Raw genomic sequence first — 20,621 nt, forward strand, 5'->3', positions numbered from 1 at the left:
CAGCCAGTCGTACCAGCGGCCGTCATCGACATGAAAGTCCGCCCACGACAGATGGGTGCGCAGGCGGATGAACCCCAGCCGCGCCATACGCTCAAGCGCCGCCTCGACCCGCGCCTCGTCGCCGGGGCGAAACCACTCCACCACGCCCAGAGGTTCGCCGCTGGCGTTGACGAGGGTCATGCCACCAGGCCTTTTCTGCTCAATTCCGCGGCGGCAGCCTCGGTCCGATCCACCGTCTGCTGCTCGGCGACCCACCCTGCGAACTCCTCCAGGGAATTGTCAAAGGTTCGGAGCGGCTCGAAGTCCAAGAGCTGCCGGGCGCGCGAGATATCGGCGAAGCAGTGCCGGATGTCGCCGCTGCGGCCCTTGCCGGTGATTAACGGGCGGATGTCGCGACGGCCGAGCACCGCTGCCAGCCGCTCTGCGGTTTCCTGGATCGACACGGACCGGCCGCTGCCGATATTGATGACCCGGCCATTGGCTTCCGGCCGCTCCATCGCGTCGCGGAAGGCGCGCGCCACGTCTTCCACGTGGACGAAGTCGCGGCGCTGTCGACCATCCTCGAACACCATCGGCTGCTGTCCGTTCTGCAGCCGCGACGCAAAAATCGCCAGCACTCCGGTATAGGGATTTGAAAGCGCTTGGCCCGGACCATAGACATTGAACAGCCGCAGCGCGCAGGCGTCCATGCCGTAGGCCCTGGCGACGATCAGGGTCATGCGCTCCTGGACGTACTTGTTGAGAGCGTAGACAGAGGCGAGATCGGGCTGCTTGCCTTCCGGTGTCGCGACCGGCGTAAGCGGCCGACCGTCCGAATCGACCGGATCCCAGCCGCCCTGCCCCGGACGCGTTGCGTCATCCACAGGATCGCCCTCGGCCGTGACGTAAAGCCCTTCGCCATAGACGCTCATGGAGGATGCGACCACCACCCGCTTGACCGGGCGCGCGATCAGTTGCTGAAACAGAACCGCCGTCCCAAAGTCGTTCGTCGCCGTATAGCGGTCGATCTCATACATGCTTTGACCGACGCCGACTTCAGCCGCCAGATGGAAAACACCGTCAACACCGGCAAGCGCGGCGCGTACGGCAGCGGCGTCGCGGATGTCGCCGCGGCGGAATTCCACAGCCTCCGGAAGATCGTCAGGAACAGCCGCATCGACCCCGTGCACCTGGTCGACGAGAGAATCGAGGACCCGCACCTGTGCGCCGCTCCCGAGCAGGGTCCTGCAAAGGTGGCGACCGATGAAGCCGGCGCCGCCAGTGACCAGATAGTTTGATGCCATGTCGATTCCCGCCCCGCTTTCGCCGGCACACTATCCCAGCCCGGCTGATGTTCACTTCGGCCGCCCGCTTCGGACGAACCGCTCTCGCAACGGCGTCACCAGAGTAATGCGGCCCACGCCGTGTCGCACGCGAATGTAACAGCCTGAACCGTTAAAGGTTCCGGCTGATGTTGATGTTAAAGCACGGTGGCTCGGGCGTTCCCCGCTGCCGGCCGTCATTAAGTCATCATCGTGGAACCAACGAGGAAGGGCGCGCGTTTGCCCTGCGTCGGAGAAGCACTCGCAGGCTCCATCAAGAGCGTGAAGGAATTCCGATGTCTCAGGAGTCCAAGACAACGACCGATCACGACGTCATCCGCCGCTGGGCAGAGGAGCGGGGCGGCCGCCCCGCCGCAGTCCAGGCGACCCATGATGACGATGACGTCGGCATTATCCGCATTGCCTTCGATGACGGCAAAGAAGAACTCGACATCATCACATGGGAAGAGTTGTTCGAAAAGTTCGAGGAGCAGAAACTGGCCTTTCTGTACCAGAACGAAACCAAGGGCGGCGGCACGAGTCGGTTTTTCAAGTTCGTGAAGCGGTAGTTCGCTGAACCGGCGGACGAGCCACCGGCTGCCGTCGCGCCCACTGCCGGCGCCGGTTCGGCGGAAATCAGGGATGGGAGGAAGGGATGAGCATGTTCATGTCCGGCAGGAAGCGGGTCGCCGCCCACACGGCAGACGAGATCAACCGCCGCATCGCCGGCGAGACGGTCGACCGAATCGTTTATTACGCCGACCATCCGGATGAAATTGATGAGCGCCTCGATGAGTTGGACAGGGAGTGGGACGTCGAGCGCGCCCTGGAGGCTAACGCCTCGGTGCTCGCTTTCAGCGGCGTTGCGCTCGGCGCCACCGTCGATCGCCGCTGGCTGGTGCTGCCGGCGCTGGTGACGGCTTTCCTTTTTCAGCATGCCGTGCAGGGATGGTGCCCGCCGCTGCCGGTGCTGCGAGGCCTCGGCTTCCGCACCGTCCAGGAGATCGAAGAGGAGCGGTACGCATTGCTGGAGTTGCTGAGCCAGCCGGACCCGGACTTTTACGACGACTTCGACCAAGAGGAGATGGCGGCAGCGGAGAGGCTGGCTCCGGAAGCAACGGCGAATCCCGCAACGCCGGGGGACAGGCTTGGTGCAGAGGGGAAGGACACCTTCGCGTCGAGTGACTCCCTGGGCAGCGGTTAGCCCGGACGGGCATTCCCCGATAATCGAAGCGTGGCGTGGCGCCGCCGGTATCTGCGCCGAACTCGAACATTCAGTGTGAGGAACGAACATGGCGACCAGTCAAGAGCATTTGATGACGTGGCTGCGCGACGCGCATGCGATGGAGAAGCAGGCCATCGAGTCGATAGAGAACCAGCTCAGCCGGCTCGAGAACTATCCGCAAATGCGGGCGTGGGTCGAGGAGCATGTGGCGGCGTCGCGGCGCCAGCGCGAGCGGGTCGGCGCGTGCCTTGAACAGCGGGGCGAAAAGACGTCGTCGCTGAAGGATGCCGCGATGACGGTGATGGGCAAGATCCAGGAGCTGACGGGAACGGCGGCCTCCGACGAGGTCCTGAAGAACGCCATCACCGACTACAGCTTCAAGCACTTCGAGGTGGCCGCCTACACCTCGCTTGCGGCCGCAGCCGACGCCGCCGGTGACGCCGAGGTGTCCCGCATCGCCAGCGAGATCAAGGCCGAGGAGGAGAGCCTCGCCAGCAAGCTGGCGGCCCTGATCCCGACGTTGACCCATGACTACGTAAGTCGCGATGTGGCGTCGGTGGCGGCGAAACGTTAAGTACGAACGCCGCACAATTTCATCCGGAGAAGACATCCGCAGCCGCTTCGGCGGCTGCGGGGTCGCCCAGGATCAGCGGCCGCGTCCGAGATCGTCTTCCGAGGCAGCCCCGGGCGCAAAGGCCGCGAATGGTCGCCAGCCATCCGGTAGCCGTTCAAGCACCCTTCCGCCCGTAGCCTGGACGAGCACGATGCCGCCGGCAACGTCCCACAGGTTCGGGCGGTCGAGCTTCGCGCCGAGCAAAAGGCCCGCCGCGACGAAGGCAACTGCCGCCGAGCCGGTATTGCGCACGTCCCATACGTTACCGGAGCCGGCAGCGGGATTGGTGAAGAAGAAAGACCTTCATGGCCGGTTAAGCCGGCGAGCCTGTTTCAAGTTCAGCCCAAAACCGCGGCCTCTTGGCCGAGCGTCTTCCAGGCGGTCATGCCGCCGAGGAGGTTGTAGACGTGCTCGTAGCCATGGCGCTTGAGGATGCTGACGCCGAGGCCCGCGCGGTGCCCGACACTGCAGGTAACGACGATCCGGTCCGATGTGTCGAGACCGAGATCGCCCAGCCTGCTCTCCAGGTAGCCGACGTACATGTGGCGCGCGTCCGGGATGTGGCCTGCCTCGAACTCTGAGATCTCCCGCACGTCGAGCACCACGTAATCGCCCCGGTCGGCGGCAAGCTGCTTCGGAGTGATGGTCCCGGACTGCTCCACCGGCAGGCCTGCGTCGCGCCACGCCTCGAAGCCGCCGGCGAGGACACCTTTGATGCGGTCGCGGCCGAGGCGGGTCAGGTAGGAAACGGCCGCATCCAACTCCTCGGTCCCGTCGACGACAAGCAGGATGCCGTCGTCGTCGCTCACCACCCAGCCGCCGAACATCGCGAGCCCGCTCAGCCAAATGCTATAGGACCGAGGAATGTGGCCGCCGGCGAAGGCTTCCGGCAGGCGCGTGTCGATCACCGCCGCGCGTTCGCAGGCGGCGGCAAAGTCCTTCGGCTGCAACACCCGGACGTCCGTGCCACGCAGGGCGACCGGACGGCCTCCATCCAGATTCACCTCCTCCATCAGATCAAAGTACGGCGGACGCGGGATGCGGTCGGCGAGGCGGTGCCGCACGAACGCGTCCCTGTCCATAGTGAACGCGGAGTTGGCGATCTTCTCCAGGCCGAGCGTCGCGTGATCGCGGTTGGCGACGTTGCCACCGCAGACCGTGCCGGCTCCATGCGCCGGCAGCACCAAAGCCTGGTCGCCCAGCGGCAAAATCTTGGCGTGCAGAGCGTCGTACAGCAGGCCCGCATTTTCCGCCGTCTTGTCCGGATCGGGCAAGTCGGTGCGGCCCGCATCTCCGATGAACAGCGAGTCGCCGGTGAGTACGCCCCACGCCTTGTCCTTGTAAGCATCGTGGTACACCGCCCAGCACACGCTCTCCGGCGTGTGCCCGGGGGTGTGGAGGGCCCTGAAGGTGAGGCCTGCCATGGTCAGTTCGTCGCCGTCCTTGAGGCGGATGTCGCTGTGGCCGAAACAGGCATGGTCGCCGGTCACGACTTGGGCGCCCGTCAGGGAGCGCAGCGCCGCCGAGCCCATCTCGAAATCTTCCTGACGGTGGGTTTCGATGACGTATTCGAGGCTGAGGTCGTTGTCCTTGAGGACGGCAAGATACTCGTCCACGTCGCGGCGCGGATCGACGACGACCGCGCGCCCACCGTCCGCAATGATGTAGGCCACATGGGCGATGCCGGGGGTCTTAATGCGTTGAAAGAACATGGCTCTTCTCCTTTCGAAACGGGCCGATCGTCCGCCGTCACCGCGCGGGTACGCGCTGAGGCCGCCTTCTCACAGCCAAAGCAGGAGGCCGACGATGCCGGCTACCAGAACCGATAGCAAGAGCGCGGCGCCGACCTCCATCAGCCTATACCGCTCCAGCCAGAACTGCGGGCTCCGCGGCTTTGCGCGGTCGTCGAACTGGCCATGGGTGGCGTGCAGGCCCTCGACCGGGTTGAACAGGTTGTCGGGGCGGTCCGGCGCGATTTCCTTGTCGAGGAACTGCCCGTCCCAGGCCTTGCTGCTCATCATCCGGTCGAGCAGCCCCGGCCACACACGTTGTCCCATGATCGCCTGCACCGACGACAAGCCGACCCAGTATTCGCGGCGCGGGTGATCGGCGGCGAAGGCAACGGCGCGGCCGGCGACCTCCGGCTGGAAGATCGGCGGAACCGGCTGCTGGCGCCTGCGGAACTTGTTCCGCGCCCACGAGAACTGCGGGGTGTTTAGCCCGGGCATGTGCACCATGGTGATTTGGATGGGGCTTCTCTCATGGAGCAACTCGGAGCGGAGCGAGTCGGTAAAGGCGCGGATCGCCGCCTTGGCGGCGCAGTAGGGCGCCTGCAGGGGGATCGACCGGTAAGCCAGGGCCGAGCCGACTTGAACGATGGTGCCGCGGCCCCGCGCCTGCATGCGCCGCAGCGCGATCATCGTGCCGTACGCCGCGCCAAGGAATGTCACCTCCATGACCCGGCGTACCTCCTCCGGCTTCAACTCAGCGATCGGGCCCAGAACCGTGACCATGGCGTTATTGACCCACACGTCGATAGGTCCCAACTCGGCCTCGATGGCGTCGGCGGCGCGGGCCAGCGCCTCGGGATCCGAGACATCGGCGGCGTGCGCGACCGCAGTGCCGCCGGCTGCGATTATCTCCTCCCTGGCGCTGTCGAGGCCGCGGCTGCTGCGCCCAATCAGGCCCAACCGGTCGCCCTGCCCAGCGAAGGTCAGCGCCGCCGCCCGCCCGGCGCCGGCCGAGGCTCCAGTAATAACGACAACCCGAGGCGAGCGCGCCATGATCAGCCTCCAAGTGGGAGAACGGCGCTCAACCAGTTGCGGTGAACAGCAGCCCAGAGCCGTAGGCGAGGATCCAGCCGCCCATGAGGTACGACGCCAAGCCGACCGACCGGTGCCGCCGCTAGCAAGTGCGACGGCGGTGGGCGAAACGGATCAAGCCGCGGCGATTGTTTTTTCGATCCAATCACGGTGTCGGCGTTCATCGGCAAGGGCCGCCCGCACGACCGGCACCGCCGAGGCCGGCAGGTCGCTTCGTCCGGCAGCGCGCTCGTAGGCAGTATTGGTGTCGTCCTCGTTGGTCTTCATGGCCCGCAAAATGGCTTTGTCACCGAACACCTCGGCCAGCGCGACTTTACCGACGGTCAACATCTGCTTCATGTCAGGGCCGGAAGGCGGCTCCTGCCCAAGATCGCGTACGACCGCCGCCAACTCCTCGGTATGCCGGACATGATCGCTGCGGAACGCGGTGAGTTCCCGCTTCCATGCAGCATTATCCAGTTTGTTGATAGCGGCTTCGTATGCCTGGATGGCGTCGTGGTCGAGCTTGATAAGGTCGTTGAACAAAGCAGCTACATCACTTTCGGTTCCGATCGTAGTCGGCATGCCTTCTCCCTCCCACTGGCTCCGCTCAAGAGAAAGCGCGTGCCGTCGATCAGCCGCCGGCACGCACCTCCAGTCATCCTGTAGAGCTTGTTCTACTGGCCGCCGCCGCCGCCGCCGCCGGCTCCGCCGCCGCCAGCACCACCACCGCCGGCCCCGCCAGCACCACCGCCAGCTCCGCCACCGGCCCCTGCGCCGCCGCTTCCAGAACCGCCGCCAGCTCCGGCGCCACCGCTACCCGCTCCTCCGGCGCCACCGCTTCCAGAACCACCGCCAGCTCCGGCGCCACCGCTGCCCGATCCTCCGGCGCCCGAACCGGCACCACCCGCGCTGCCACCGCCACCCGCGCCGCCGCTGCCCGCGGCGCCGCCGGTGCCAGCATCACCCGCGGCACCGCCGGATCCGCCAGTACCGCCGGCGCCCGTGCCGCCGCTTCCAGAACCGCCGCCGGCGCCCGTTCCGCCGCCGGTGCCGGCGCTACCTGCCCCGGCTCCCGTTCCGGTCCCAGGGCCGGCTCCGCTGGAATCGCTGCTTCCCGTGCGGTCAGCCCAGCACGGTTTGCCGTCTGCCGTCACGCCCTGGGTCTCGCCCGGCGCTATCTTGCATGGGCTATCCGCCGTCTGGGCGCCAACGGGATACGAAGCCATCATCAGGCCGGTTACCAAGCCGATTGCCGTCAAGGTCGCTTGTGCACGCATCTCCAGTCTCCTCCTAAAAATCGCCACGTCAGGGCGCGTATCGATTTCAACTGCGGATCATCGCCGCCATTGGCGAGAGAACTCCGACGCAAGCGATTAGTTCCAGCGGGCGGAGGCGACGGCCGCCAGTCGTGCGATCATCCGCCCTCGCGAAACGCCGGATAGAGGAGCATGCCGCCGTCGACCACCAGAGAATGGCCGGTGACGTAGTCGCTCGCGTCCGACGCGAGCCACACCACCGCCCGTGCGACATCCTCGGCGTCGCCGATGCGCCCGTAGGGGATGAGCTTGAGAAGTTGTTGCTCCGCGTCCTCGGTCTCCCAAGCATCGCGGTTGATGTCGGTCCGGATGGCGCCGGGTGCGACGGCATTGACGCGGATGCGGTGCGGCGCCAACTCCTGGGCAAGGGTCTCCACCAGCATGCGCACGCCTCCCTTGGAGGCCGCATAATTGGCGCGGCATGCCCACGGTATCTGCTGATGCACCGAACTCATGCAGATGATGTTGCCGGTCGCCCTCGATCCAGACTCATCAACTCCACGCCGGCAGAATTCCCGCGCGGCTTCCCGGGCGCAGAGGAACTGGCCGGTGAGGTTGACGGCGATGACCCTGCTCCAGTCCTGGAGCGACATGTCGATGAACGGCACGTCGATCTGGATGCCCGCGTTGTTAACGAGGATGTGTACAGTGCCGAAGCGCTCGCGCACCTCGTCGAACAGGGCGAGCACTTGGTCTTCGTCGCTCACGTCGGCGCGGATGACCGCGGCTCGCCCACCGGAATCACGGATCCTGCGGCCGGTCTCCTCTCCCCCGCCGGCATCGCTGCGGTAAATCACCGCCACCGTAGCGCCGGCTTCCGCCAGACCCAGAGCGCACGCGGCGCCGATGCCTGAGCTTCCGCCGGTAACGATGGCGATCCGATGAGCTAAAGGTGCATCCATGAGTGCTCCTTCGACATCCAGCGAATAATTCGACGGAGGATACGACCGCGCAGACGGATCCGACAGATCATGCCGTCCCGCGGTCTAATCTCCGCCATATGCGATCGTCGAGAGCAGCGCCAACTCGCTCTGCCGCGAGTCAAGGCGAGTGTGCTGGACGACGATGGGCTGATCGCTCTCGATCACCGAAGCGTAGTCGGTGTCCCGCGGCACCGGTTCCGGGTCCTCGAGGTCGTTGAAGCGGACGTGAAGGGTGCGCCGCGCCGCCACCCGCAGCCGGTACGGGCCCGCCGGCTCCCGGTCAGTGAAGTAGACGGTGATCGCCACGTTGGCCGTGGCGTCGCTGGCGTTGAGGATGCAGGCGGTCTCGTGGCTCGTCATCGGTCCTTCCGGACCGGTGCTGCCGGACGGGATGTAGCCCTCCGCGATCGCCCACCGCCGCCGACCTATCGGCTCCGTCATCGCCGCTCTCCTTTTTGTCCCGTCAGATCGAGCACTTCGGCAAGGTCGATGGCGCGGCGGGTCTTCGCCTGGGCGATCTGCTCGCGGCAGCTATAGCCATCGTAAATGATCAGGCAATCCTCTGCCGCCGCCCGCACCGCCGGCAGCAGCACCCGCTCCCCGGCCTTCATCGACACGTCATAGTGCTCCTTTTCGAAGCCGAACGACCAGGCCATCCCGCAGCAGCCGGAGTCGAGCATCCAACAGCTGGGTCGCTGCCGATCCGCTTCCGGCGCGTCGGTTGGCGCCACGAAGACGCTGACCTCAAGGCGCTCGACGGGCGTCGCCTGCGGCACCGCTAGGAGTCCTCGGAGCGGCCGCTGGTCGGCAGAACCCGATGCCTCATCTGGGTGACGCTTTGCTTGATGATGCCGCTCTGGTCCGGGTCGCCCTTGACCAGCGCCGTCAGGTACGACTTGGCCTGACTGAAGGTGATGTGTGGCGGCAGCGGTGGCACGTTGGCGTCGGTCAGGAATTCGATGACCACCGGCCGGTCGGCGGCCAACGCCTGCTTCCAGCCCTCCTCGATCTGCTCCGGCGTCTCCACGCGGATGCCTCTGAACCCCATCAGTTCGCCGTACGCGGCGTACGGAAAATCGATGACGTCCTGGGCGGCCTCGAACTTGGGATCGCCCGCAAGCGCCCGCTGCTCCCAGGTCACCTGGTTGAGGTCGTGGTTGACCAGCACCATCACGATGAAGGTGGGGTTGGACCAGCGCCGCCAGTACTGCTTGATGGTGACCAGCTCGGCGCTGCCGTTCATCTGCATCGCGCCGTCGCCGACCATAGCCAGAACCGGCCGGTCTGGATAGGCCATCTTGGCGGCAATGGCGTAGGGCACGCCGCTCCCCATGGTGGCGAGCTTGCCCGAAAGACTGCCCATCATGCCGCGCTGGATCTTGATGTTGCGGGCATACCAGTTGGTGTGCGAGCCGGAGTCGCCGCAGAGAATGACGTTCGACGGCAGCAGCCGCGACAACTCGGAGAACACCCGTTGCGGATTGATCGGGTTGGCCGGCTCCATCGCCTTGGCATCGACCTCCCGCCACCACTCGGCGACGCCATCCTCGACCGACTTGCGCCACTTCCCGTGCTCCTTCGGTTTGAGGAGCGGGAGCAGCCGGCGCAGCGTCGATGCGCTGTCGCCGACGAGGTTGACCTCGGTGGGATAGCGGATCTCGAAGTTGCGTGGCGAGATATCGATCTGAACTGCGCGCGCCTGCCCCTCCTTGGGGAGGAACTCAACGTACGGGAAGGTGGTGCCGACCATCAGCAACGTGTCGCAGCCGTCCATCAACTCGTAGCTCGGGCGCGTGCCGAGGAGGCCGATGGAGCCGGTGACGAACGGCAGGTCGTCGGGCAGCGCCGCCTTGCCGAGGAGCGCCTTGGCGACGCCTGCACCAAGGGCACTGGCCACCTGGATGACCTCGTCGGTCGCCCCCAATGCTCCGGCGCCGACCAGGATTGCGACCTTCTCGCCTTCGTTCAGCACTCGCGCGGCAGCCTGCAGATCATCGTCGCTCGGACACAGATGACGGCGGGCGTGGCCGATGCCGGAGTAGACGTTGCCGTGGGCGTGGGGCGGCGACGGAACTGCGTCCATCTCCTGCACGTCGTTGGGGACGATGATGCAGGTGATCGTGCGCTCGGCGGCGGCTATGCGGATCGCCCGGTCGACCACGTGGCGCACCTGGGCGGGATTGACGATGGTCTCGACGTAGGCGGAAGCGACGTCCTTGAACAGGCTCTGGAGATCCACTTCCTGCTGATAGTCGCTGCCAAGCGACGAGGACGCCTGCTGCCCAACCAAAGCTACGACCGGCATGTGATCCATCTTGGCGTCGTAAAGGCCGTTGAGCAGGTGCACGGCGCCGGGTCCCGAGGTCGCCATGCACATGCCGACTTCGCCGGTGAATTTCGCGTGCGCTCCAGCCATGAACGCCGACATTTCCTCGTGGCGCACCCGGATGTAGTCGAACGTGTCCTTCATCCGCGCCATCGCGCCCATCAGGCCGTTGATGCCGTCGCCAGGATAGCCGTAGATGCGCTTGATGCCCCAGTCGGAGATGCGCTGGAGAATGAAGTCGCCAACGGTCGCGCTCATGGCCTCTCTCCTGACAAGAGTCACCTGGAAGCTCGACGTTAACAAGTTCACCCGGCGCGGGAACTAAACTGGGTTAAGCCGATCTGTAATTCATGCCTCGCGGCCGCCTGCCAGGCTTTACGACGGCTCGCACGGACACCACGTTCAGGAAACCAGAGAAGAGAACGCGCCAGGGGAGAGAGCGGCCACCATGCCTGACTATCCGGACACACAACTCTTGATCGACGGCCAGTGGCGGGACGGTGCCGACGGACGCACCCTGCCCGTCGTCGACCCTGCCACCGAGGACACCATCGGCACCGTCGCTCACGCAGAGACGCCGGATTTGGACGACGCCCTGGCGGCGGCGGACAAGGCGTTCAAGGTGTGGAGCGCAACGCCGGCCGTCGAACGATCCAAGGTGATGCACTGCGCTGCCGACCTGCTGCGCGAGCGCGCCCGCGACATCGGCTGGATCTTGACGCGCGAGCAGGGTAAGCCGCTCGCCGAGGCGGTCGGCGAGACTATGTCAGCCGCTGACATGATCGACTGGTGCGCGGAGGAATCGCGCCGCACCTACGGCTGGGTTATCCCGGCCCGCGCGCCAGGAGTGGTGCAGATGGCCATCAAGCAGCCGGTTGGCGCGGTCGCGGCGTTTACCCCGTGGAACTTCCCGATCAACCAGGTTGTGCGCAAAGTGGGCGCGGCGCTGGCGGCTGGCTGCTCGATCATCGTCAAGGCGGCGGAGGAGACGCCGGCGAGCGCAGCAGCTCTCATCCGCGCCTTCGCCGACGCCGGCCTTCCGCCGGGCGTCGTCAATCTGGTCTACGGCGTGCCGGCGGAGATTTCGGAGTACCTGATTCCGCACCCGCTGATCCGCAAGATCTCGTTTACCGGCTCGACCGCGGTCGGCAAACAGTTGGCGTCGCTGGCCGGCCAGCACATGAAACGCTCGACCATGGAACTCGGCGGTCACGCCCCGGCGATCGTCTGCGACGACGCCGACGTCGGCAAGGCCGTCAAGCTGCTCGCTTCCCTCAAGTACCTCAACGCAGGTCAGGCCTGCATCGCGCCGACCCGGCTAATGGTCCAAGATTCGGTGTACGATCGGTTCCTTGACGGTTTTGTCGCTGCGGCCGGCAAGATCAAGGTCGGCAACGGCCTCGACGATGGCGTCCGCATGGGGCCGCTCGCCAACGATAGACGCATCGCGGCGCTGGAAGCATTGATCAAGGATGCCGTCGAAAGCGGCGGCCGCCTCGCCGCCGGCGGCCAACGCATCGGCAACAAGGGCTACTTTTTCCAGCCGACGGTGCTCGCCGAGGTCCCAACGACCGCCCGGATCATGATCGAGGAGCCGTTTGGTCCGGTCGCCATCGTCAATCGTTTCGCAACGCTGGACGATGCCGTCGCCGAGGGCAACCGCCTGACCCTCGGCCTCGCCGCCTACGCCTTCACCGGCTCCAACGCGACGGCGCAGGCGTTGGCGGCGAGCGTCGAGGCGGGGATGATCAGCATCAATCACTTCGGCCTGGCGACGCCGGAAGCGCCGTTCGGCGGAGTCAAGGATTCGGGCTACGGCAGCGAGGGCGGCGCCGATGCGATTGAACCCTATCTGGTCACCAAGTTCGTCTCCAACGCGGCGCGCTGAAATCGATGCGGCGCCATTCCCTCGCTTAGCCTATCCTGCGGCCTAACTTATGTTAGGGCGGACGGCAGATGCCGCTTCTATACAACCCATTGATCAGTCAAATCGGGAGGCCACTGATGCCAACATTCGCGCAGCGCAATCTACTTAGTGCGGCGGCGCTGATCGCCGTTTCCGCGATTCTGGTCGGCCCGGCGGCGGCCCAGGATGCGCAAAAGAAGAGCGCCGACCCGTCGCCTCGTTACGCCGTCACCGAACTGATGAACGCCGACGGCGAGCGTCGGCGCTGTCACCTTGAACGAACCGGTCCAGGGCCAGGGCGTCGTCGTCGAGGCAGCCCTCGTCAACCTCCCGATGGGAACGCACGCCATTCACATCCACGAAATCGGCAAATGCGACCCGCCTGATTTCAAGAGCGCCGGCGGCCATTTCAACCCGGATAACAAGAAGCATGGCATCATGAGCGAGCATGGCATGCACGCGGGCGACCTGCCCAACATCCACGTTCCCTCGACCGGCGATCTACAGGTCGAAATGTTCGCTATGAATTTGAAGCTGGATGGCGCTCTTTTCGACGACGACGGCGCTTCCGTCGTCATCCACCAGAACGGCGATGACTATGAAACCGATCCAGCCGGCGACGCCGGGCCGCGGTTGGCGTGCGGCGTGATCGGCAAGAAGTAATCGTTCTACGGCATGCGGGGAAGGTAGCGAAGGCCGTCGGTTGTCGCAATTCAGCGCCAGAGGCTCACATGCTCGAACATTCGATAGACCGGGCGACCGGCCGATGGCGTCGGCGCTTGTTTCTGCTATGGATCGTTCTGACGGTGGCGGTGGCGGTTTACGTCGCGGTATTCGCTCCATTCGCTTCCTGGTTCCGGGACGACATGTGGATGGTGGGCGTCGTCGTGCCGCCGCTGATGATTATTTTGCTCGGAACCGGGCTCCTGTGGCTGCTGTGGCTAGCGACTGCCTCCAGTCGATCGAGCGGTGACCAAGGTTCCAGCGTTAACAACCGATAGCAACTGAAAGTTAGGGAGTGTTCTTATGAAGACCAGCAACGCCAGAGCGGAATGGAAAGGTGATCTGAAGGCGGGCGAAGGCAGCGTCGCCCTCGGCAGCGGCGCCTTTGAAGGCAAGTACTCGTTTACCTCGCGGTTCGAGCAGGGTGCCGGGACCAATCCGGAAGAGTTGATCGCCGCTGCCCATGCCGGCTGTTTTTCCATGGCGCTCGCTCATGGATTGACTACCGCCGGCGTCGAGCCGCAGCGTGTCGCGACGACGGCGAAGGTTCGCCTTGAAAAGGTGGAAGGCGGCTTCGAAATCCCTTGGATCGAGTTGGAGACGGAAGTGACGGCGTCCGGGCTCGACGAGACGACCCTGCGGCAGCAGGCGGAGACGGCGAAGCACGGTTGCCCGGTGTCCAAGGCACTGGCCGGTCCGGAGATCCGGCTGACGTCGGTGCGCCTCGTCGGCGGCTGACGCCTCCAATCACCCGCAGAAGGATAAACAGGTGATCACCGACACGAACTCCGAGCAGCCGGGGTCTGCCGAACCAACCGAGTCACCGTCAAGCCGCCGAGTCGTCGTGTTCGGTGGCTCGGGGTTCGTCGGAAGAGTTGGTGCGGACGCTCCGGGTTGCCGGCATGGACGTCACAGTCGCGAGGCGAAGCGAAGGGCGTCGGGCGCCCGAAGCCGGTGCCGGCGGCAGTGGGCGTTTGGATTTCGTCACCGCCGACGTCACCGACGCTAAGTCAGTGCAGTCGGCGGTGGCGGGCGCGGATGCGGCGATCAATCTGGTCGGCATCCTGTTCGAGAAGGGCCGCCAGACCTTCACCCGCGTTCACGAGCAAGGCGCCCGCAACGTCGCCGAAGCTGCGGCCGCGGCCGGCGTCGGCCGATTAGTGCAGATGTCGGCGCTTGGAGCCAGTGCGCAATCGCCGTCGGCTTATGCGAGGAGCAAGGCTGCCGGAGAACGGGCGGTGCGCGAAGCGTTCCCGCAGGCCACGATCATGCGGCCCAGCATCGTGTTCGGCCCGGATGACGACTTCTTCAATAAGTTCGCCGGCATGGCCCGCTTTTCCCCGGCGCTGCCGCTGATCGGTGGGGGCCGAACGCGATTCCAGCCCGTTTACGTCGGCGATGTGGCGCACGCCTTCGTGGTCGCGCTCGATGCCGACAGCGCGGCGGGCAAGACGTACGAGCTTGCCGGGCCGCGCACGTACAGTTTCCGCACGCTCTTGCAATTGATGCTGGACACCATGGGCACACGCCGCGTCCTGGTGCCGGTGCCGTTCTTCGTAGCCGAACTGCAGGGAATGGTGTTGGGACAACTGCCGACGCCGCCGTTGACGCGGGACCAGGTCGAACTCCTCAAGACCGACAACGTCGCGGTCGGCCACGAACCGGGCTTGACGGAACTCGGAATCATCCCGACCGCCGTAGAGGAGATCCTGCCCTCCTACCTCGGGTAACGCCTGCACTTCAAGCTGACGCTCCCGAACATCAAACGGCGCCGGCCAAGGCGTGTTCGATGGCCTGCAATGCCGCCGCTCCCTTGGCCGCTTCCGGACCGCCGGCCTGCGCCATGTCCGGGCGGCCGCCGCCGCCTTTGCCGCCGAGCGCCGCCGAACCGACGCGTACCAGGTCGACGGCATTGAGGCGGTCGGTCAGATCGTCGGTCACGCCGACGACGATGGAAGCTTTGCCATCTCTGGTCGACACCAAGGTGACCACGCCGGAGCCGACCTGCTTCTTGAGATCGTCAGCGAGGCTCTTCAAGTCCTTGGCAGGGACGCCCTCCAGGAGCCGCGGCGCGAACTTGATGCCGGAGATATCCCTCACCTCCGCAATCGCCTCGCCGCCGCCGGTTGCCATGGCGCGGCGGGCTTCCGACAGCTCCCGCTCCAGCCGCCGGCGCTCCTCGATCAGCGCCGCGACCCGCGCAGGAACCTCTTGCGGAGAAGACTTGAGCAACGCCGCGGTCTCCCGCAGCGCCGCCTCTTCCTCGGCGATGTAAGCCTGGGCGCCGGCGCCGGTCAGCGCCTCGATGCGGCGCACACCGGCCGCCAGTGCACTCTCGGAGACGATCTTGAACAGCCCGATGTCGCCGGTCCGCTGCACGTGAGTGCCACCACATAGCTCGACGCAGAAGTTGTTGCCGTTACTGTGGTTGACACCTTCGCCATTCTCCGGCGCCCCCATGGTGACCACCCGCACCTCGTCGCCGTACTTCTCCCCGAACAGCGCCATGGCGCCCGCCGCCGCCGCGCTTTCGGGGTCCATCAGCCGCGTTATGACGGCGCCATTGGCGCGGATGTGGGCGTTGACGTCCGCCTCGATCGCGGCGATCTCGTCCGGCGTCAAAGCCTTGGGGTGCGAGATGTCGAAGCGCAGCCGGTCGCGGGCCACCAGCGAGCCTTTCTGGGTGACGTGATCGCCGAGACGGCGGCGGAGCGCCGCGTGCAATAGATGGGTGGCGGAGTGATTGCCGCGGATTTCGGTGCGTCTTTCGTGCTCCACCTCCATCGTGACCTGGTCGCCCACCCGTAGCGGCGCCACTTCCAACGCACCGATGTGCACGGTAAGCAGACCGAGCTTTTTCTGCGTGTCGGAGACCTCGACGCGGGCACCGGCTGCGTTAGTGATGGTGCCGGTGTCGCCGACCTGGCCGCCCGACTCGCCGTAGAACGGCGTCTGGTTGCAGATCACCGCCACGTCGCGGCCCGGCTCCGCCATCTCGACGCGCTGGCCATCGACGATCAAAGCGACGACCCTGGCCTCCGCGGCCTCGGTGTCGTAGCCAAGGAACTCGGTGGCGCCGACATCCTCGTGGATGGCGAACCACACCGCTTCCGTCGCCGCCTCGCCAGACCCGGCCCACGCCTGACGGGCAGCAGCCCGCTGACGAGCCATCGCCGCCTCGAAGCCGGCGGCGTCGACCTGCAGTCCGTCCGCCTTCAGCGCGTCCTGGGTGAGGTCCAACGGAAAGCCATAGGTGTCATACAGCTTGAAGGCCGTCTCGCCGTCGAGCACGCCTCCGGTTGGCAACGACCGGGTCGCCTCGTCCAGCAGCCGCAGCCCGCGATCAAGGGTGCGCTTGAAGCGCGTCTCCTCCAGCTTCAGCACCTCGGTAATCAGCCCGCGGGCGCGCAATAGTTCCGGGTACGCGCTGCCCATGGCGCCGACCAGCGACGGCACGAGGCGCCACATCAGCGGCTCCTCGCAGCCGATCAAGTGGGCGTGGCGCATCGCTCGGCGCATGATCCGGCGGAGCACGTAACCACGGCCTTCGTTGGACGGCATCACACCGTCAGCGATCAGGAAGCTAGTAGCGCGCAGATGATCGGCGATCACCCGGTGCGACATGCGGTGCGGGCCATCGGGGGCACTCCCGGTCGCCTCGGCCGAGGCGTGAATGAGCGCCTGCATCAGGTCGATCTGGTAGTTGTCGTGGGTGCCCTGCATCACCGCGGCGATGCGCTCCAGGCCCGCTCCGGTGTCGATCGACGGACGCGGGAGCGAAATGCGCTGGTCCGGCGTCACCTGCTCGTATTGCATGAACACCAGATTCCAGATCTCGATGAAACGGTCGCCGTCTTCGTCGGGACTGCCCGGCGGGCCGCCCTGAATATGATCACCGTGGTCGTAGAAGATCTCGGAGCACGGGCCGCACGGGCCGGTGTCGCCCATCGCCCAGAAATTGTCTGAGGTGGCGATGCGGAGGATCTTCCGCTCCGGCAGCCCCGCAATCCGCTTCCATAGATCGAACGCTTCGTCGTCGTCGGCGTAGACGGTGACCAGCAGCCGCTCGGCGGACAGCCCGAACTCCTTCGTAACCAGGTTCCACGCCAGCTCGATGGCCACGTCCTTGAAGTAGTCGCCGAACGAGAAATTGCCGAGCATTTCGAAGAACGTATGATGACGCGCTGTATAGCCGACGTTCTCCAGGTCGTTGTGCTTGCCGCCGGCGCGGACGCACTTCTGCGAGGTGACGGCGCGCTGGTAGTCCCGCTTCTCGACGCCGGTGAACACGTTCTTGAACTGCACCATGCCGGCGTTGACGAACATCAACGTCGGGTCGTTGCGAGGCACCAGCGGGCTCGACGCGACGACGCGATGGTCGTGACGCGCGAAATAATCAAGGAAGGTGGTGCGGATGTCGTTGACGGTCTGCATGGCTTCTATTTAAGTCGCTTCGGTCCCGCCGGCAATTGCACGCCGGTGGTCTGCTTGTATCGACTCCCCCGCGGCCTGTCCACAGACGGCTCCCCGCACCCGTGCGGTACAGGGGCAAGTCGCGCGGATGGATCTACCGCGTGAAGCTCTCCGCCGGTTGCGGCGAAACGACGCGCGCCGTCTCGGCGGGATCGGCCTCGCTATCGCCGCCGGCGTGGGTTGACATGGACCACAGTGTGAGCTCGCCGTCGCGTAGCACGCCAACCTTGTTGCCGAGCCGCAGGATCGACTCGCGGTGGCTGATGACGACGGTCATGATCCCTTGCGCACGCAGCGCGTTGATCATGTCGCGCAATCCGCTGCGGCTGCCCTTGTCGAGATTGGAGTCCGGCTCATCGAGGACGACCAGCGCCGGCATGCCGAATACGGCGCGCGCCAACCCGATCTGCTGCCGCTGCCCGCTGGACAAGGCCAGACCGTCCTCACCGACATCGGTGTCATAGCCGGCTGGCAGAAGCTCGATCATCTCGTGGGCGCGGGCCAATTCTGCAGCCGCGACCACCTCCTCGCGTTTCGCGTCGCCCATCCGGGCGATGTTGTCGTGAATGCTGCCGTGGAACAACTGCACATGATCCGGCAGATAGCCGATGAGGCGGCCGAGCGCTTCCGGCTGCCAGTGCTCCAGCCTGAAGCCTTCGAACACGATGGTGCCGCGGCTGGGTTTGAGGACGCCGACCAGCAGCCGGCAGAGCGTCGTCTTGCCAGCGCCCATGGTACCCGCGAGGGCCAGCACGTCGCCGGGCTGAAGCTCTAAGCCGATGTTCTGAAGGATCGGCTGGCTGCCTCCGGGGTGGTAGTAGCCGACGCGGGTGACGAGCAAGCCGCGCCGCGCCATTGGCAACGTGGTGCGGCTGAACCGCCCCTTACGCCGCGTCAACTGGGACTGGATGCGGGAGTAGGCCTCGCGCGCTTCGCGCAGCGGCCGTCGAGATTCGGCGAACGCCTCCGCAGTGATGAGGGTGCGGTTCATCAGGAAGAGGCCCGCGATCGCCGCTACGATCGACATCTTGCCGGACGCCACAAGCCACACGCCGACGGCGATAGCGCCTACCTGCACAACGTAGCGGACGAACTTGAGGACGGCAGCGTAGAGAGCGCTGCGGCGACCTACGCCCTCTTGCAACGCCTGCGTCTCGGATTGTGCGGCGCGCCAGCGCCGCACCACGTTGGGCGCCATACCCATGGCGCCGACCGCATCGACATTGCGGAGCGTCGCCCGCGCCTGTCGGTGAGCATCCGCGGCGGCGTGCCGCGAAAGCTCCCGCAGTGTCCGAGATCCGGCCTCATGACGACTGGTGATGGCCAGAACAAGCGCTGCGCCGATGGCTGCCATGACGCCGAGCATCGGGTGGATGAATAGGATGACGACGACGAACAAGAGCGCCCACGGCGCGTCCATCACCGACGAAATAGCGTTGCCGGTAAAGAAACTTCGCATCGTCGCCAGATCGTCCAGCCCCTGCGCCAGAGCATTCCTGACCGCCGCTTCGCCCGGCCCGACGCCGGCCACGAGCACGCGTTCGCTGAGGCGCGCGTCGAGCCAGTTGGCCAATTGCATCAGGATGACGCTGCGCGCCGCCTCCAACACTGCAAGGAACAGAAGCGCAATCACGGCAATGATTGCGAGGTGCGCGACGCCGTCGAGATCTCCGCCGGCCTCAAGGCGGCGAAACAGATAGATCATATAGAGCGGCGTGATCAGCATCAGAAGGTTGATGACGACGCTGACCCCGATGACAACCCCGAGAGCCTTGCGATAGGTCGCGAAGACGAACCGGAATTCACCCTCGTCCGCCTGACCGGAATAATCCGACTCGCGCCTCATCGCCGCGCTGCCCCCATGGAACGGACGTGTAGATCAGCAGTAATGACCGCATCTCTCCTGCCCGGAACGCACTCCGCAATCCAACTCAAAATCTGCCGCCTTTGTGGTGGCTTCACGACGATCGCCTCGGAAGCGGACGGCGCCTGTCGACGGCGCTTGACTCGCCATGTTCCGCTCGGACGTGTGCCGCCACGCGTTCTCCATCCCCGTTCCGGAGCAGCCGTGCTGCCCACTATAGCGCCGAGGGCCGCCGTAGATCTACATCTGCGTGTCGCTGACATCGCATTTTTCATTCAGCTACAAGGCGTTACCCGATCATACCGTCCACGGACCGACCCGCTTGGGGGTCGGTCCGCAGCATTCGTCCTGCGAGTCTGCAAACGATTAACCCACGCACTACCTGCGCCGGTCAGCTGAGCGGGCTTCTCCAAGCATCCGCCCCCGTTGGCGGTGCACGACGTCGTAAAAAAAACGTTGGCCTACCTCCCATTGAAGAAACATACGCTCAACCTCAAAAACAAGAGGCTCCGGACCCGCTCGGGTTTTAATACAGAACCTTTTTCCGATCCGGCAGACACCCATGAATGAACATTAACAACCGGTATGGGTCACAACAAACACGCAAATAGAGTAAACATTCATCGACGCAGAAATTGCAAGATCCAACGTTTTTATTTGATATTGATAGTGTTTTGTGTAACAAAATTGACTTGTCAGTGCAGCAATGCTGACATTTTAAAGAACTTATCGAAGGGAGAAAGACATGCGCGACCTCATCATGGACGAGCTGCAGAGCGTCTACGGCGGCGGCGGGTACCGGGGCAGGCATGGTGGCCGCGGCGGTTGCGGTCCTTGCGGCGGCGGCAGCAAGAGCGGCAGCAAAGGCGGCAGCAAGAGCAGGAGCAAGAGCAAGTCCAAGAGCAAGTCGAAGAGCAAGAGTGGATCCGGCGGTTACGGCTGCTGGTGACACCTGATGCATTGATATTCTGACAATACCGGCCGTGTGAGCATTCAGGCCGCTTGACGCAATGTTGCGGCCGACCGCCTCACGTGGCCTCGCTTACGAGCGCCTCCGCGAAAACCGCGGAGGCGCTTCATCTGCGGGACGAATCTGACGTCAGCGATGCGAGGACGGGTGGCGAAGCCCAAAAGGAATACAGTGGGA

Annotated in this window: 21 protein-coding genes; 9 read left to right on the top strand and 12 right to left on the bottom strand. The window is 65.2% G+C overall.

What is annotated here, in order from left to right; all coding sequences use genetic code 11:
- Positions 1–176: 176 nt before the first annotated feature.
- Positions 177–1,283 (bottom strand): SDR family NAD(P)-dependent oxidoreductase, encoded by a 1,107-nt coding sequence (locus IPM60_04190; GenBank protein MBK8907113.1) that lies wholly within the window; start codon positions 1,281–1,283, stop codon positions 177–179.
- A 314-nt stretch (positions 1,284–1,597) separates the two neighbouring features.
- Here IPM60_04190 and IPM60_04195 point away from each other — a divergent pair, with 314 nt between their 5' ends.
- The 3 genes from IPM60_04195 (at position 1,598) to IPM60_04205 (ending at position 3,100) form a co-directional block, all read left to right on the top strand.
- Positions 1,598–1,870, top strand: coding sequence for a hypothetical protein (locus IPM60_04195; protein MBK8907114.1), 273 nt, complete (start codon positions 1,598–1,600; stop codon positions 1,868–1,870).
- Between the two features lie 86 nt (positions 1,871–1,956).
- Positions 1,957–2,505: a hypothetical protein gene (locus IPM60_04200; protein ID MBK8907115.1), complete on the top strand. Its 549-nt coding sequence runs from the start codon at positions 1,957–1,959 to the stop codon at positions 2,503–2,505.
- 88 nt (positions 2,506–2,593) lie between these two features.
- Complete coding sequence (locus IPM60_04205; protein MBK8907116.1) at positions 2,594–3,100, top strand: DUF892 family protein; 507 nt, start codon at positions 2,594–2,596, stop codon at positions 3,098–3,100.
- A 72-nt stretch (positions 3,101–3,172) separates the two neighbouring features.
- On the opposite strand, the gene IPM60_04210 is transcribed toward IPM60_04205, so the two are convergent.
- From IPM60_04210 to IPM60_04250, 9 genes are all read right to left on the bottom strand, one after another.
- Entirely contained in the window at positions 3,173–3,391 is a 219-nt protein-coding gene (locus tag IPM60_04210) for a hypothetical protein (GenBank protein MBK8907117.1), read from the bottom strand.
- A gap of 86 nt (positions 3,392–3,477) precedes the next feature.
- Positions 3,478–4,851 (bottom strand): MBL fold metallo-hydrolase, encoded by a 1,374-nt coding sequence (locus tag IPM60_04215; protein ID MBK8907118.1) that lies wholly within the window; start codon positions 4,849–4,851, stop codon positions 3,478–3,480.
- Positions 4,852–4,920: 69 nt separating this feature from the next.
- Positions 4,921–5,922, bottom strand: a complete 1,002-nt coding sequence (locus tag IPM60_04220; protein ID MBK8907119.1) for an SDR family oxidoreductase — start codon at positions 5,920–5,922, stop codon at positions 4,921–4,923.
- Positions 5,923–6,075: 153 nt separating this feature from the next.
- Complete coding sequence (locus IPM60_04225; GenBank protein MBK8907120.1) at positions 6,076–6,525, bottom strand: ferritin-like domain-containing protein; 450 nt, start codon at positions 6,523–6,525, stop codon at positions 6,076–6,078.
- A 73-nt stretch (positions 6,526–6,598) separates the two neighbouring features.
- On the bottom strand, positions 6,599–6,907 hold the full coding sequence (locus IPM60_04230) for a hypothetical protein (GenBank protein MBK8907121.1): 309 nt from the start codon (positions 6,905–6,907) through the stop codon (positions 6,599–6,601).
- Between the two features lie 450 nt (positions 6,908–7,357).
- Positions 7,358–8,161: a glucose 1-dehydrogenase gene (locus tag IPM60_04235; protein MBK8907122.1), complete on the bottom strand. Its 804-nt coding sequence runs from the start codon at positions 8,159–8,161 to the stop codon at positions 7,358–7,360.
- An 84-nt stretch (positions 8,162–8,245) separates the two neighbouring features.
- Positions 8,246–8,623, bottom strand: coding sequence for a sensory rhodopsin transducer (locus IPM60_04240; protein MBK8907123.1), 378 nt, complete (start codon positions 8,621–8,623; stop codon positions 8,246–8,248).
- Complete coding sequence (locus IPM60_04245) at positions 8,620–8,958, bottom strand: hypothetical protein (protein MBK8907124.1); 339 nt, start codon at positions 8,956–8,958, stop codon at positions 8,620–8,622. The genes IPM60_04240 and IPM60_04245 overlap by 4 nt, the downstream gene beginning before the upstream one ends.
- A gap of 2 nt (positions 8,959–8,960) precedes the next feature.
- Complete coding sequence (locus IPM60_04250) at positions 8,961–10,766, bottom strand: thiamine pyrophosphate-requiring protein (protein MBK8907125.1); 1,806 nt, start codon at positions 10,764–10,766, stop codon at positions 8,961–8,963.
- Positions 10,767–10,956: 190 nt separating this feature from the next.
- Between IPM60_04250 and IPM60_04255 the strand changes: the two genes are divergently transcribed.
- From IPM60_04255 to IPM60_04275, 5 genes are all read left to right on the top strand, one after another.
- Positions 10,957–12,396, top strand: a complete 1,440-nt coding sequence (locus tag IPM60_04255) for an NAD-dependent succinate-semialdehyde dehydrogenase (protein MBK8907126.1) — start codon at positions 10,957–10,959, stop codon at positions 12,394–12,396.
- Between the two features lie 291 nt (positions 12,397–12,687).
- Entirely contained in the window at positions 12,688–13,077 is a 390-nt protein-coding gene (locus IPM60_04260) for a superoxide dismutase family protein (GenBank protein ID MBK8907127.1), read from the top strand.
- 68 nt (positions 13,078–13,145) lie between these two features.
- Positions 13,146–13,415: a hypothetical protein gene (locus IPM60_04265; GenBank protein ID MBK8907128.1), complete on the top strand. Its 270-nt coding sequence runs from the start codon at positions 13,146–13,148 to the stop codon at positions 13,413–13,415.
- 25 nt (positions 13,416–13,440) lie between these two features.
- A complete protein-coding gene (locus IPM60_04270; GenBank protein ID MBK8907129.1) occupies positions 13,441–13,875 on the top strand; it encodes an OsmC family peroxiredoxin in 435 nt (144 codons plus the stop codon).
- Positions 13,876–14,039: 164 nt separating this feature from the next.
- The gene (locus tag IPM60_04275) at positions 14,040–14,867 is read left to right on the top strand and encodes a complex I NDUFA9 subunit family protein (protein ID MBK8907130.1); all 828 of its coding nucleotides are present in this window, start codon (positions 14,040–14,042) and stop codon (positions 14,865–14,867) included.
- Between the two features lie 31 nt (positions 14,868–14,898).
- Here IPM60_04275 and alaS read toward each other — a convergent pair whose 3' ends face one another.
- Together alaS and IPM60_04285 are read right to left on the bottom strand one after the other, a co-directional pair.
- Positions 14,899–17,571 carry an alanine--tRNA ligase gene (gene alaS / locus IPM60_04280; GenBank protein ID MBK8907131.1) on the bottom strand — a complete coding sequence of 891 codons (2,673 nt, stop codon included), beginning with the start codon at positions 17,569–17,571 and terminating at the stop codon, positions 14,899–14,901.
- 133 nt (positions 17,572–17,704) lie between these two features.
- Positions 17,705–19,456: an ATP-binding cassette domain-containing protein gene (locus tag IPM60_04285; GenBank protein ID MBK8907132.1), complete on the bottom strand. Its 1,752-nt coding sequence runs from the start codon at positions 19,454–19,456 to the stop codon at positions 17,705–17,707.
- A 763-nt stretch (positions 19,457–20,219) separates the two neighbouring features.
- Between IPM60_04285 and IPM60_04290 the strand changes: the two genes are divergently transcribed.
- Complete coding sequence (locus tag IPM60_04290) at positions 20,220–20,423, top strand: hypothetical protein (protein MBK8907133.1); 204 nt, start codon at positions 20,220–20,222, stop codon at positions 20,421–20,423.
- The last annotated feature ends 198 nt before the right edge of the window (positions 20,424–20,621 follow it).

It is taken from the genome of Rhodospirillales bacterium (assembly GCA_016710335.1).
Classification (GTDB): Bacteria; Pseudomonadota; Alphaproteobacteria; order Rhodospirillales; family Defluviicoccaceae; genus JADJXQ01.